Source organism: Candidatus Brocadia sp., assembly GCA_021646415.1.
In the GTDB taxonomy this organism is placed as follows: Bacteria; Planctomycetota; Brocadiia; order Brocadiales; family Brocadiaceae; genus Brocadia.
This window is the reverse complement of sequence record SOEU01000002.1, coordinates 372369-385675: the sequence shown is the minus strand read 5'-3', so window position 1 is coordinate 385675 and position 13307 is coordinate 372369. Positions and strand designations below refer to the sequence as shown.

General features: G+C 42.7%; 14 protein-coding genes and 1 tRNA gene. 4 read left to right on the top strand and 11 right to left on the bottom strand.

Going from position 1 to position 13307, the window contains the following annotated elements:
• Positions 1-32 precede the first annotated feature (32 nt).
• The 7 genes from msrA to E3K36_03585 form a co-directional block, all read right to left on the bottom strand.
• Complete coding sequence (gene msrA / locus E3K36_03615; protein ID MCF6154341.1) at positions 33-578, bottom strand: peptide-methionine (S)-S-oxide reductase MsrA; 546 nt, start codon at positions 576-578, stop codon at positions 33-35.
• A 519-nt stretch (positions 579-1097) separates the two neighbouring features.
• Positions 1098-1901 (bottom strand): hypothetical protein, encoded by an 804-nt coding sequence (locus E3K36_03610; protein ID MCF6154340.1) that lies wholly within the window; start codon positions 1899-1901, stop codon positions 1098-1100.
• Between the two features lie 143 nt (positions 1902-2044).
• On the bottom strand, positions 2045-2614 hold the full coding sequence (locus E3K36_03605; protein ID MCF6154339.1) for a hypothetical protein: 570 nt from the start codon (positions 2612-2614) through the stop codon (positions 2045-2047).
• A 977-nt stretch (positions 2615-3591) separates the two neighbouring features.
• On the bottom strand, positions 3592-4308 hold the full coding sequence (deoC, locus tag E3K36_03600) for a deoxyribose-phosphate aldolase (GenBank protein MCF6154338.1): 717 nt from the start codon (positions 4306-4308) through the stop codon (positions 3592-3594).
• A 151-nt stretch (positions 4309-4459) separates the two neighbouring features.
• Positions 4460-4678 (bottom strand): hypothetical protein, encoded by a 219-nt coding sequence (locus E3K36_03595; GenBank protein MCF6154337.1) that lies wholly within the window; start codon positions 4676-4678, stop codon positions 4460-4462.
• Positions 4679-5087: 409 nt separating this feature from the next.
• Positions 5088-5945 carry a SagB/ThcOx family dehydrogenase gene (locus tag E3K36_03590; GenBank protein ID MCF6154336.1) on the bottom strand — a complete coding sequence of 286 codons (858 nt, stop codon included), beginning with the start codon at positions 5943-5945 and terminating at the stop codon, positions 5088-5090.
• A 29-nt stretch (positions 5946-5974) separates the two neighbouring features.
• On the bottom strand, positions 5975-6202 hold the full coding sequence (locus tag E3K36_03585) for a hypothetical protein (protein MCF6154335.1): 228 nt from the start codon (positions 6200-6202) through the stop codon (positions 5975-5977).
• Positions 6203-6433: 231 nt separating this feature from the next.
• On the opposite strand from E3K36_03585, the gene gndA reads away from it, so the two are divergent.
• Positions 6434-7852: an NADP-dependent phosphogluconate dehydrogenase gene (gene gndA / locus E3K36_03580; GenBank protein MCF6154334.1), complete on the top strand. Its 1419-nt coding sequence runs from the start codon at positions 6434-6436 to the stop codon at positions 7850-7852.
• A gap of 154 nt (positions 7853-8006) precedes the next feature.
• On the opposite strand, the gene murC is transcribed toward gndA, so the two are convergent.
• The gene (murC, locus tag E3K36_03575) at positions 8007-9443 is read right to left on the bottom strand and encodes a UDP-N-acetylmuramate--L-alanine ligase (protein ID MCF6154333.1); all 1437 of its coding nucleotides are present in this window, start codon (positions 9441-9443) and stop codon (positions 8007-8009) included.
• A gap of 367 nt (positions 9444-9810) precedes the next feature.
• Here murC and speD point away from each other — a divergent pair, with 367 nt between their 5' ends.
• A complete protein-coding gene (gene speD / locus E3K36_03570; protein MCF6154332.1) occupies positions 9811-10239 on the top strand; it encodes an adenosylmethionine decarboxylase in 429 nt (142 codons plus the stop codon).
• A 17-nt stretch (positions 10240-10256) separates the two neighbouring features.
• Positions 10257-11198, top strand: a complete 942-nt coding sequence (gene speE, locus E3K36_03565; GenBank protein ID MCF6154331.1) for a polyamine aminopropyltransferase — start codon at positions 10257-10259, stop codon at positions 11196-11198.
• A gap of 52 nt (positions 11199-11250) precedes the next feature.
• On the opposite strand, the gene E3K36_03560 is transcribed toward speE, so the two are convergent.
• Together E3K36_03560 and E3K36_03555 are read right to left on the bottom strand one after the other, a co-directional pair.
• A complete protein-coding gene (locus tag E3K36_03560; GenBank protein ID MCF6154330.1) occupies positions 11251-11808 on the bottom strand; it encodes a methylated-DNA--[protein]-cysteine S-methyltransferase in 558 nt (185 codons plus the stop codon).
• Positions 11783-12544, bottom strand: a complete 762-nt coding sequence (locus E3K36_03555) for a hypothetical protein (GenBank protein MCF6154329.1) — start codon at positions 12542-12544, stop codon at positions 11783-11785. The genes E3K36_03560 and E3K36_03555 overlap by 26 nt, the downstream gene beginning before the upstream one ends.
• Positions 12545-12899: 355 nt before the next feature.
• Here E3K36_03555 and E3K36_03550 point away from each other — a divergent pair.
• Positions 12900-12973: transfer RNA gene (locus E3K36_03550), tRNA-Ala, on the top strand.
• 105 nt (positions 12974-13078) lie between these two features.
• On the opposite strand, the gene E3K36_03545 is transcribed toward E3K36_03550, so the two are convergent.
• Positions 13079-13258: a hypothetical protein gene (locus E3K36_03545; protein MCF6154328.1), complete on the bottom strand. Its 180-nt coding sequence runs from the start codon at positions 13256-13258 to the stop codon at positions 13079-13081.
• Positions 13259-13307: the final 49 nt, after the last annotated feature.

Sequence of the window (13307 nt, the reverse complement as noted above, 5' to 3'; positions counted from 1 at the left end):
CACTTTGGAAACAGAAAAAAGACATACACAAATTACTGTTTTCTTTTCAGCTTATCCCGAGAGTGTTCCCGGAATTTCTTTATCTTCGGGGCAATTATGATGCGACAATATGCTTGCCCGGGATTCAGCTTATAGTACTCCTGGTGATAATCTTCTGCCTTATAAAATACCTTAAATGGAACAATCTCGGTCACGATAGGATCACTCCACAATTTCTCTGTCTGAATCTCCTGGATCACCTGCTCGGCTACAGCCTTTTGTTCCTGGCTGTGGTAAAAAATCACCGAGCGGTACTGCGTGCCGACATCCTGCCCCTGGCGGTTCAGGGTAGTCGGGTCGTGTACCGTGAAGAAAATTTTTAGAATTTCTTTCAATGAAATAACCTTCGGTTCGAACGTGACCTGTACTACTTCGGCATGCCCTGTTTTCCCGGTACAGACCTGTTCATATGTGGGATCATCAACCCAGCCGCCTGAATACCCGGACTCAGCCTGCTCCACCCCTTCCAGCTCTTCAAAAATCGCCTCTATACACCAGAAACAGCCTCCGCCAAGCGTCACGACTTCTTTCTCTTGCATGGAAGTAACAGCTTGATCTTTTGATTGGTTCATATTTACAGAGTCCTTAAAAGTACCAGACAGTGCCATGCTGCCCAGTAATAGACCTAAAAATACTTGTGTGAACATAGCAACACATACCTCATAGTATTGTTACAAAAATATCAACTAACGATGATTCTTTCGTTGAGTAACATGATATGGTACCCCGGCACCCTATACGAGAAATCTCAACCATGATTGAATTTTATGCCATTCTTTGCTGCAAAAGTCAATAATTAAGTAAATGTAATCCGTTATAGTTTTATGCTATAAATTTATTGTATAGCAATTTTTCATTTTATTTATTTATGCGGATTTCTGGGGTATGTGATAACCGATTATGTATTTACTTACATAATCGGCGGATGACCTCCCCTTCATCGTTCGACTGAGCCCTCGGCGTGAGCCCGGTCGAACGCTCACGCCGAAGACTCAAGACGAAGCCCCCTTCTTACGAAGGAGGGAGGAAGAGGGGAGGTTATAACTTAACCCAAAAAACTACTCTTCCACTTCAATATTGAAGAATCTCATGAGGGTGCGATTGATTGCATCGGCAATCTTGCGGCGAGTGTCTTCAAGAGACAAGAGCTTCTCCTCATGAGGGTTGACAATAGTACCACATTCAATTACTACTGCCGGACTTTGTATATTATACAATACGAAGAGTCCCCAGGGACTTACCCGGTTATATATTCCCCTTTTCCTATCAATACAGATCATTTTCTCCACGTCGGCATGGTAGAAATTCGGTTTAAATCCATCGCTCAGCATTTCGTCTGCAAGAAGTTGAGCAAAGGCCTTGCTCCTTTCCGGAAAGCGATTACCCTCTGAGTAATGAATGGAGAATCCACTCATTTCATCCCACAGCGGACTATTCTCTCCTTCTCGCCTTGCCCTTTCAATATCCTCTGCCTGTGCGGCATCATGATGGATTTCAATGTAAAGATCGGAAACGATTCTATTGGCATAGTTTACCCGCTCCTGTAAACCCATGTTTCCTGATGCCAGAATAACCTCGTAGTGTATGCCAAGAACTTGATAAAAGTCACTTTTAAAATGCCTGACAATGGCATCATTAAACTGACATTCAAATATACCCGAATAAGATTGAGCCCCCCTGTGGTCTATTGTGGATGCGGGGTCTTTCACATGTCCTGAAAAGATGAGTACCGTAGGTTCCGTTTTTACAGACTCTGATTTACAAATTTCACCATAAGCCATCAAGAAAAGACAAATAAAAACAAAGAGTACAGACCTTAATTTGATGATCAGGAATTTCATTTTAGAGGGTGGCACGGACAAACTTGTTTGTCCGTGCCTAATTTAATGTTTACAAGGAATTTCAATCAAAAGCTCCTCCCCTTACTGAGAGGGACAATCATCTGTCCCCCGCTGGCGGGGGTGAAGAAGGTGGATTCGCTTCGCTTAATCCACCCTACATACTTTTACTTTTGAAGTTTGGTAAACTTCGAGCCTTCAAGCGTTAGGTTGTACATAAGCCCCTTCTGGCCGAAAACGAACCCGACGATGGGTTCCTTGATTTTCGTTGTGTCGATAGAGGCTGCCGCCCCAAGATTTATCAGGGCTACCGACCCGTCAACCCCTGCCTTCCAGCCGGAGCTTTCACGGAACTTCTTAAGGGCCTCGTCTTGCATGAAGACAAGGATGACGTCTTTCTTTTGGCCCCCGAACTGGAAGCCGTATGAGGCGGCCGCGACGCTGTAATAATCAACGGTCTTTCCATCAATTCTCAGCGCTCCCTCACCGTACTCACCGCCAATAACCAATCCCCCTTTGATGACCCCCGGTAATACAAGCACACCCTTTGCGCTCTTAAGAAATTCCTCTGCACCTTTTACTTCCTTACGGAAGCGATCCAGAGAGGCATCCACGCTCGCATCAATCTCCTTAGCCGTTTTAGCATAGGAGGCGTTGCCCAAAAGAAATCCTGAAACAGCTGTGATACATACGGTTGACGCAAAGATTCTTATAAAGCGTGATTTCATATTTTGCATATTTTTTCTTCCTTTCTATGGTAAATATCAGAGCTAAACTCCTTGCCTTATCCATATCCACCCTCTCTGAAAGAAATGGAGTAGGGGTGGGTTAAACGAAGTGAACCCGTCGGCACAATGGCCTACAACAGGAGATTTGGGGCCCCCGCAGGAATTCCAGGGGCACTATACTTAATTTTCGGATTATTCAGGTAATGAAGAAAAATAATTAAGTATGGCGTCCCCGGAATACCCACACTTCATGAGCAGTACGCAATTGAGACAATAATTCTTTAGCTTTTTTGTGATATGCATCGCGAGGGTTAAGCAGCGCCAACACATAAGCTGTATCAACGAAAAAACGAGCTTGGTTCAAATAATTCTTGATCTTTCATACGCTTATAATCTCGTAACCCAAATAAATCGGAAAAGACGAAATCCGAAGCACGAAATTCATGAGCCAACCCTGACAGGGTTAATTTTATTCATACTTTTTGCTAAAAATGTCATAATTATCTTTGGAAGATACTAAAAATATTATACACCTTACGCCCGCGTTTTAAAAGTATTCGTTCTGCGCCAGCATGTTCTGCCTCTAAGATTGTTTGTCTGAGTACCCCTTTTAGCCTAAAATACAAAATGAATCCTATAGATAATCGTGTCCCTTTAACTACAGATTTACAGAGTAAACATTCATGAGCAGAAAGCACACCAAAGGGCATGAAAATACATCACTCTCCCTTAATCCCGTCAAGGGAGGAAATTTCCCTCGCCCCTTGCCTGTCCTGAGCAAAGCCGAAGGGATGGGAGAGGGTCTGAGTGAGGGGTATTTTTGTACTAATATTTCCGGATTTGAATGTATATATTTCCTCCAATCAATATCTGGCATTATCTCACCTTTTCCTTTTGTAAAAACTTCTTTTTTGTTCAAGTTTTTAACAACCCCCTTCATCCCCCTTTATTAAGGGGGATTTGGGTGCGCTTTGCCTAACCCAACCTTATAAAGATTCTGTCACAATTGCAACAGATGCCGAACAACCTAGCCTGGTTGCCCCAGCCTCTACCAGGGCACGGGCACTTTGAAAATCCCGAATCCCGCCGGCGGCCTTTATGCCGAGTCTGTCACCCACAACTGCCTTTATTAATCTGACATCTTCCAACGTCGCACCACGGGCGGTGAAGCCAGTCGAGGTCTTGACAAATGCAGCGCCAGCTCGCTCTGCCAACAAACATGCCGCAATCTTTTCTGTTTCATCCAGAAGACCTGCCTCGATAATCACCTTTACCGGGACTGGTCCCGCTGCTTCAATGACCGCACGGATATCCTTATAGACCGTCCTGTAATCACCTTCTTTCAATGCACCCAGTGGAATGACCATATCCACTTCGTTTGTGCCTAGCTGTATAACGTGACTCGTCTCCGCAACCTTAGTACTCGTTAAATTTGCCCCTAATGGAAACCCCACAACGGTAATAACCAGACAGCCAGTCCCTGCTAATTGCCTTTGGGCCTCTTCCACAAAGACCGGATTCACACAGACCCCACAGAAATGGAATTGCCTTGCCTCATTGCAAATCCTCAGTATGTCCCTGCGTGTTGCCTCGGGTTTCAATAAGGTGTGCTCAATGAACGGGGCTAAATCGAAGGGTTTTTGGACAGATTTTGGTTTTTCCACGTATTTCCGAATAGCTGGCTCCGTGGATTTAAGCCCCATGGCATTGATTGCTTCGTTAATCTTTTGAATTAATGTGTGAATCATTTCTACCCTTTGCTTGTTCCCAAACCGAGTTTTGGTCCTACCTGAACACCACAGGACCACTCAATAACCAAACAATAACTTGGAAGTCCCTTGTATGATTGAATAATTATTGTCTCTTAAATTTCCGGCGCAGATAGCGCCACACTTTTCCCCAGTTCAGGAAGACGTGCAGGGCTGCAAGGATCAAGGTGGCGTAGGCAAAATAGCGGTGTGGGACAAACCTGCGGAGTTCGAGTCGCGACTGCACATAGCCCACAATTCCTGTAATGGAAATGGAGAATATGAGCAGGATACTGATTATGTAATTTATATCTTCTCGCTTCATTTTTAACACAGCACAGTCCAACCAGTTTTCGCTAATGCATACATGGATAAGATTAACTACTATTCCCCATTATAACTTACCATTATCCAGACTTTTTTTGTTAATTCTTTTCCTTGTTGGAAAACTTTTGAATGATTTTAATTTTATCTTTCCTTATTCCCCTCACGAAAGAGGCACATTGAAGGCATTGTTCTACCTCCCCTTCTCCCCTCCTTCGCAAGGAGGGGATGAAATCTTACAAAATTTCGTCCTAGTATAAACCCGTTCTCTTACATTCATTAGGGTAAGTACTAACAAGATTTGGGAATGAGGAAAAGATGTTTTTTGTTAAGGAAATTTCATGGGCTATCAGTCCGTGAAGATATATGAAAACACCAATTTTAGATAATTGGCCATTTTCTTACCAATACTATAGTGTACCTACCGCATGCAGATAAATAACGGCCTCATTTTGGCCATCGACACCAATGAGCTGGTTTACTTCTTCATCCAGAAATGCACCCACACTCACAGAACCGAGTCCCAGAGAAACTGCCTGCAGGTAAATGTTCTGGCTAATATGCCCGGCCTCCATGTATACGTAGCGAAAGCCACGTTCTCCATACTTGTGACGAATCCGGTCAAAGATGGCCGATAATACAAAGGTAACATGAGCATCTCCTAACATCTCTTGCTTTAATCCAGCGTCGGTAATCACTTTTCTAAAGTCCCCAAGCTTTACCAACTCTAACGAATGATTAAGCACGGCATAATGGTAGATACCCTGAGGCAAACCCTCCGCATTGTTAGCAATTACATAAATCTCAAAGGGATAAAGGGCACCTGCGGAGGGTGCCGTGCGGAGGGGTTGATCATATGATTTGCCCGTTATTCCCTGTGCCGAAAACAGTAGCTGGGATAATTGAAGCAAAGTAAGTGGCTTGCTGGAATAGTTACGGACGGAACGCCGCTTTTCAATGGCCGATTCAAGGGATATTCCACGGTATTCTGGTTTCGGTAATATTATTACCTTTGAATCAGGATAGTTCTTATATTGCGGTGGCCTCTTTGGTCTACGGTGAAACAAATCCCCTATGACACCAAGCCATGTCAAAGAAGTTTCGTGATGGAAACGCTCACCAATGCTTAATTCCTTCTTCACGTCTTTACTATGGGACAACGGTACATAAAAATTTGCTAAAAGCGCAAAACTGGCTATTGCAATAGAAAGAGTCCTTATGTTTAAATAAATTTGCATATAACTTTTAATAGATTTATAGTATGACACTGTAAAAACTTCTTTTTTAGGAAAGTTTTTTACCCCCCTTGTGTCCCCCCTTGCGAAGGGGGGGAAAGAGAGGGGGCTTTTGGTTGCGGCAGTGCTGCGCTAGATAATAATGATACATTGTAATCTTGTATCATATAACCGCAAGTGGAAATTAATGAGAAACTTCCATCCCTTAATTCAATAACAATGATAAACATAGTAATTTTCATTTTATTCATGCGGGTTTTGTGATCATAACCAAATAACAAATAACCCACGATAGACCTCCTTTTCATCGTTCGTCTGAACTCACTCCGAAGACTCACGATGAAGTCCCCTCCCTTGCGAAGGCGGGGAAAGAGAGGTGGTTGTCTTTGGTCGCGGCTATGCTGTGCTAAGGAATTTCGAAATTGCGATTGTAGAGCGAAGAGACTCTTCGCTCTACGTTGAAAAAGTAGCTGAAAACCTAATTTAAATGTTTTAACCGCTTAATGCAAAAAGAGGATGCTATGTCAAAAAACCAATTTGGACTTGTTGGGCTTGCCGTTATGGGGCAAAATCTGGTCTTGAATGCCGCAGACCACGGTTTTCGTGTCTCGGTTTTCAATCGTACCGCAGAAAAAACCCATGAATTTATGGCGGGTGAGGCAAGAGGCAAGAGTATTACCGCTACTTATACGATGGAAGAGTTCGTCAATAGCCTGGAGCGTCCACGCACCGTTCAGATTATGGTCAAGGCCGGTAGGGCGGTGGATGACGTTATCAGCCAGCTAAAACCGTTGCTGGATGCAGGCGATATCATCATTGATGGCGGCAACACCTTTTTTTCCGACACCGAGCGGCGGGCAAGAGAGTTGGGATCAATAAACCTGCGCTTTATCGGCATGGGCGTTTCCGGTGGGGAGGAAGGTGCCCGCTACGGTCCCAGCCTGATGCCGGGTGGCACCAAAGAGGCATACGCCATTATTGAGCCGCTGGTAACGGCCATTGCAGCAAAAGCGCCGTCAGACGGTACGCCATGTGTAACCTACATTGGTCCTGGTGGTGCTGGTCATTACGTCAAGATGGTGCACAACGGCATTGAGTACGGCGATATGCAACTGATCGCCGAGAGTTATGCTGTGCTCAAAACTGCCATCAATCCCTCACCAGAGGAATTTCATCGGATTTTTAGCGACTGGAACGCCGGAGAACTTTCCTCTTTTCTTATCGAAATTACTGCCGACATCTTTACCAAACGGGATGATAAAACCGGTAAACCACTGGTTGATTTAGTTTTGGATAAAGCCGGGCAAAAGGGTACCGGCAAGTGGACCAGCCAAAACGCCCTCGATATCGGTGCCGCTATTCCCACGATTACGGCAGCGGTAGACGGGCGCATTCTTTCCTCCATGAAAGAAGAACGGGTGGCTGCCGCTAAAATACTCTTCGGCCCGAAGGGTACCTATAGTGGTGACCGGCAAAAAATCATTGACGCAGCACGGGCTGCGCTGTATGCATCAAAGATTTGCTCCTATGCGCAGGGCATGGCCCTGCTCAAAAAAGCCTCGTCAGAATATGGCTACGGCCTGGACTTATGTGAAATTGCCCGTATTTGGCGTGCCGGGTGCATTATTCGTGCCAGGTTATTGGACGATATTACGCATGCCTACCGTCGCAACCCGGCCCTGCCCAATCTGCTGATGGATGATGAATTCAAACAAGCTATCCAAAGCCGGCAGGACGCCTGGCGTTTTGCCGTTAAGACGGCTGTTGATTTGGGAATTCCTGTACCAGCAATGAGCGCCTCACTGGCCTATTTTGACTCATACCGCTCAGAACGTCTCCCTGCCAACCTTATCCAGGCCCAACGCGATTATTTCGGGGCACACACCTTTGAAAGGGTCGATCAACCAGGTGTATTTCACACGAATTGGAAGGAAAAATAAGCCGTGATGTAGAGTTCGTTCGTCCCCCTGGCGTGAGTTTATTCATAAACAAAGCACGCTAGTACAGGATAACAGAGTCAATCGTTGTCATTCAAATGTTTTCCACCTTTTTTAAACTGCGACTGTTACCTGCAATTGAACATTGAACAGGTGTTTATTCTTTGTTTCTATCAGGGAAAGAACAAATTAAGGTATCAAATTGATTTTTAATTGAATGTAAAATTTTTTGGCAAAATTCTGTGAGCGTATTATCCCGGGCCCCCATAACAAGGATACCGTCACCGGCAGAAACCATCTTATGAATTGCTGGAATAATATCGTCTCTCCTTTCAATAAAAAAGGCATTTTTGCCGCCTTCTCTTACCCGTTTAACAATATCGGCAGAAGAGATATTTTTTCTTGCAGTGCCTCCGGCATAGAATATTTCTGGCATAAAAAGTATGTCGTGAGGAGAAAGAACTTTCGTAAATGCTTCGACAAATTCCTCTTTCATAAAATTGGTGGGACCATAACCGTGCGGCTGAAAGATGGCAATGACCCGCTTACAGCCAAGCTTTACAGCATTTATTGCTGCCATAACTTTTTCAGGATTGTGGGCATAGTCGTCTATTATCCTTATTCCATCAACCTCACCGGTAATATCCATCCTGCGTTGTACACCCCTGAATTCTCTCAGTGCTGCTGCTGTTTTGCTATCACTGATGTTTAAACTCCTCGCCACAGCGATAGCTGCAAGTGCGTTCGATACATTGTAACTACCGGGGAGATTTATCTCAAAGGCCTGATTGTCCACGGTGAATGTGGATTGAAATGATTTGTAGGCTATATTTTTTGCACATAGACCGGCGTTGTTGTCTAATCCATAGGTAACAACACTCTTATGCTCAAAATCTATCATTCTCAGATACGGACAATCGGTATTGAGAATGAGCCTTTCCCGTGTGTTTTGTGAAAGAGTTATAAACATCTTCGATATCTCTTCGGTAGACTTGTGATCTTTCGAGATATTGGTAATAACGGATACGCGGGGTGTATACAAAACAATGCTGCCGTCACTCTCGTCAGCCTCAATGGAAATAATATCCGAGGCACCCGTCTTTGCGTTACCTAAGGAGGAGTTGTTTACATAATTTTTGATACAGCCACCTACGATAATGGTGGGAGACAGGCCGGCAAAGTCGAGGATGTAGCCCACCATACAACTTACCGTGGTCTTTCCATTCGTTCCTCCAATAGCAATGCCATATCCAGGGTTAAACATTTCAGCAAGGAGGTCGGCACGCTTTATAATCTTTTTGTCAAATATACGTGCTTTTTTAACATCAGGGTTATCTTCTTCGATAGCGGAGGAAACAACTACGTAGTCGGTATTTTCTTTAACACCAGAACCATCCTGAGGATGGAGTGAAATACCCTGGATTAAGAGCTTGGAGAATATATCCTGGGTAATATTTTTATCGTAATTTCTGTCAGAACCACCGACAATATGACCTTTCTCCCTGAGAACCTGGGCAATTGCACTCATACCAATGCCACCTATACCTACGAAGTGATACGAAAATTTCCTGAAATCTCCACAACTCCCCCTCATCCCCCTATCCCTTCTTTAATAACGGGGAAGCACAGCGATTGGGAGGAAATTAACAAAGGAAAATGAAGGAAAATTTGGGATGTATTCTGCTTTATTGCATGTCTCATGGATTAGGACTATACAAGATGGAATTTTAATTGTCAAAATATTTCTCTGTTGTTTCCATTATTCATTCTTGACAAGTTTCATCATTCATTCTAGAATCAAACGCATGTTTATGGCTATTCATCTTTAGCCATTTCTAAAACGATGTTTTTGACCAAAAATTAAATCAAAAGTAAAAAAACATACATTCAAAAATACACATCAAAATAAAACTGAAAGTTGTGTGTTTACTTCTATTACACAGCTGGGGAGGGGCAACATAATGGATGCATTAGGTAGACACATCATTTTGGAGATGTGGGGATGTTGTCACGATATCATTGACAACGTTGATGTTGTAAAAGAAATTCTCACAAAAGCTACAAAGTCCATAAAGGCAACATTGGTAGATGTCGTGTGTCATCGATTTAGCCCCTACGGTGTTACGGGAGTCGCAATTCTTGCAGAGTCTCATATTTCAGTTCATACATGGCCTGAACATGCGTATGCCGCAGCAGACGTCTTCATTTGTGGTGGCAACATCATCAACCCACAAAATGCCGCTGCTTTTATAATACAGGCATTTCATGCAAAAGAAACCTCCCTGTTAGAATTGAAAAGAGGAAATCTCTCGTCCAGGAAGATACAAGATGGCAAAACGATGGAAATGAATGTAAATATCTTGGATTCTTGTTCTCCAATCTGTTTATAGGAACGGTGAGAAATCGTATGGAAAAGGCTCCGGTAAATTGGATAGATGATTATTTTAACAGTTACGAATTGCACAAACATGCCTTCAAGGATGTTGTATGCCAGGTTCAGTCAGAGATCCAAAAAATTATCATAGTCGATACCTATAATTTCGGAAGATGTCTCATCCTTGATAATGAGTTTCAATCGGCGGAAACTGATGAATTTATCTACCATGAAGCACTGGTACACCCTTCTCTTGTTTTACATCCGGGCGCAGAAAACGTACTTATTCTGGGGGGTGGCGAAGGGGCAACGTTGCGAGAGACGCTTCGCTATCAAACGGTAATAAAAGCCGTAATGGTTGATATTGATAAGGAAATGATACATTGTTCCAAAAAGTTTCTTTCCTCATTTCACGCTGGCTCATTTGATGACAACCGTGTGGAACTCGTCATTGAAGACGGCAGAAAATATCTGGAACGGATACAGGATAGGTTTGATGTGATCATTGTAGACGTAAATGACCCGTTAGAGGGTGGGCCATCATATATGCTTTTTACCCTGGAATTTTATCAGATTGTTGCAGAAAGGCTTAAAGAGGATGGAATACTCATCATACAGTCGGGTGCAGCCTCTGTTTCAGAGAACGATGCATTTACTAGCATTTGCAATACATTAAGCAAGGTGTTTCCACATGTATTCCCCTATGTTACATATATCCCTTCTTACGCACTCCAGTGGGGATTTTCCATGGCAACATATAACCCATCTAATCTTGATATCACGGGTGAAGAAATTGATGCAAGGGTCAATTCAAGGATTATCGGCGGGCTTCGTTTTTACGATAGTATTACACATCATGCACTATTTAATCTACCAAAATATTTACGGGCAGACATCCAAAAACAAAAGCATGTAATACGGGATAAAGACCCCCTAAAAGAACACTATCCCGGTATTTCTGTGGACAAGCCGTAAAGCTAATAGTCTTCGCCCCCGGCAATTCATTTCAACCCTGATTGCTGAACGTTCACAGTATGCAAAAACCACTGTCACAAACTGCCTTACATTCCATTTCTAACAAATATTTTTTGATGTGTATCCCGAAGGCATACCCAGTTAATGAACCATCAGAACCGACAACTCTGTGGCAGGGAACAACTGGGGGAAAAGGGTTTTTATTATTTGCCAGACCCACCGCCCTCGCGGCAAGGGGATGTCCAATCTGTTCTGCAACCCACTTATATGACCGACGTTCTCCATAAGGTATTTCTCGTAATTTTCTCCACACCTTTTGTTGAAATGCAGTACCTTCACTTAAGTCTAAAGGAAAATCGAAGTTTACCCGTTTACCTTCAAAATATCTTTTTAATATATCTATTTCGGCTTTCAGAAGTGAATCGTTTTTCTGGATTTTTACCAATGTGCCTTTCAAATATGGACGTGGAAAATCTTCCTCACTGGTGTGGGGGAATGAAATCCGGCAAACCCCTCTTGCGTTTTTTGCAATGTACACGTGGCCTATTGCTGTAAAAAAACTGCCAAAATAAATTATTTCCGGATTATTTACTCGAACCTTTGTGCCCAAATGTTAACCTGTATCCTTTGATAAAACCCATTATCGTTAAAGTAATAAAAAGCAGGGTTGCAAGTACAGAGATCGAAAGGGTGGTAATCCCCCATAATTCCTTTATAAAAAAATCCCATTCTTTGTATTTTAATAAACGTATACCAACTTTTTCAAGGAAGAAGAAAGTCAATGAAAGAATACCAACTCCAAGGACAAGATGTTTGATATCCTGTTTGTGAGGTGCCATAGAAACCGCAAAAATAATAATAGTCAATACGAAGAAGATGTGGCGTATATTTTTTATATGGAGGTGATCCTTAAAGGTATTAAATGTGACCCATACGGTATCAAGCAAATGTCGTATCAGGTCGAAAAACCCCTCGAACGTAAACTGAATTTCCTGGGGAAATGTGCTATTGATCTGGATAGGGTTGGAGAGTATCTTTGATATAAAAAAGATAAAAAACGCACAACCAAAAATTGGCGCTGAAGCAATCATGAAGTCGAAGAGAAAAGGGACCTTTGGCTTGTCGTATTTAATCCCCGTATTATTGGATGTAAACAAATTCAGTTCTTTAATAGTTGTTCCCGTGATAAGACACAACAACGCATGGCTGAGTTCATGTACGATTGTACCAGGGAAAAGAAATCCTTTAACCATCTTGTTATTGGTATATTTCGTCCATAGTCCACAAGTTGCAAAACTGAGGAAAATGACAAGAATAAGACCGATAGCTAGTGAAAAATAAATCATATGTGTGAATTAGATTAGCAGAGGTCTTTAGGTATGTCAACCCCAAAGGTAATTTTAACAGTAAATATTATCCCACGAGGGCGATGCATGAAACTGGCATCAAAACCATAACCATGTAGCCGTAATTTAGCTGAACTTTCACGCAAAGAATTGCTTTGCAATTTGGAATTTGTAATATATAATATTGATTCAAATCGCCGCAGAGAGCGCAAAAGAACACAAAGAAACGGCATGGAAGATGTAAGGATAATAATTGTGTTTTGCATCTTCTCAACCACACAAACTCTCAATTTCAATCTCTGCATTTTCAGCATTCTCTATGGTAACCTGTACTGTCAAATATTTATAACTATATGGGGACGTAGCTCAGTCCGGGAGAGCGTCTCGTTCGCAACGAGAAGGTCGGGGGTTCGATTCCCCTCGTCTCCATTTTTTACCTCCTTGTATGTCAAGCACCTACGACTTTTGCCCCCCTCAAAAAACCGTCACCAATGTGCCCCTAATTAAAAGTGCGTTTTATAAGTGTCTATACGACTAATATTTATACTTTATTACGAGGGGTTCGATTCCCACAGTTTCCCCCAATAACTCTGCTCTTTTCAAAACGATATCAATAGCCTTTTGCTGTTTGTCCGTCAGTTCAATTGAAATCATCTTCATCATCAGCCAATCCAATATACCTGCCGGTGTCAATACATAGTTCAAGGCTTTCATTAAGTCACGAATTATCAATAAATTAATTGTCTCACAGGATACAAATGCT

Coding starts and splice junctions, on each gene's coding strand:
- E3K36_03605 (MCF6154339.1), bottom strand. CDS start 2,614: ATGCAAAATATGAAATCACGCTTTATAAGAATCTTTGCGTCAACCGTA.
- msrA (MCF6154341.1), bottom strand. CDS start 578: ATGCAAGAGAAAGAAGTCGTGACGCTTGGCGGAGGCTGTTTCTGGTGT.
- E3K36_03545 (MCF6154328.1), bottom strand. CDS start 13,258: ATGAAAGCCTTGAACTATGTATTGACACCGGCAGGTATATTGGATTGG.
- deoC (MCF6154338.1), bottom strand. CDS start 4,308: ATGGGGCTTAAATCCACGGAGCCAGCTATTCGGAAATACGTGGAAAAA.
- E3K36_03555 (MCF6154329.1), bottom strand. CDS start 12,544: ATGATTTATTTTTCACTAGCTATCGGTCTTATTCTTGTCATTTTCCTC.
- gndA (MCF6154334.1), top strand. CDS start 6,434: ATGTCAAAAAACCAATTTGGACTTGTTGGGCTTGCCGTTATGGGGCAA.
- murC (MCF6154333.1), bottom strand. CDS start 9,443: ATGAGGGGGAGTTGTGGAGATTTCAGGAAATTTTCGTATCACTTCGTA.
- speE (MCF6154331.1), top strand. CDS start 10,257: ATGGAAAAGGCTCCGGTAAATTGGATAGATGATTATTTTAACAGTTAC.
- speD (MCF6154332.1), top strand. CDS start 9,811: ATGGATGCATTAGGTAGACACATCATTTTGGAGATGTGGGGATGTTGT.
- E3K36_03595 (MCF6154337.1), bottom strand. CDS start 4,678: ATGAAGCGAGAAGATATAAATTACATAATCAGTATCCTGCTCATATTC.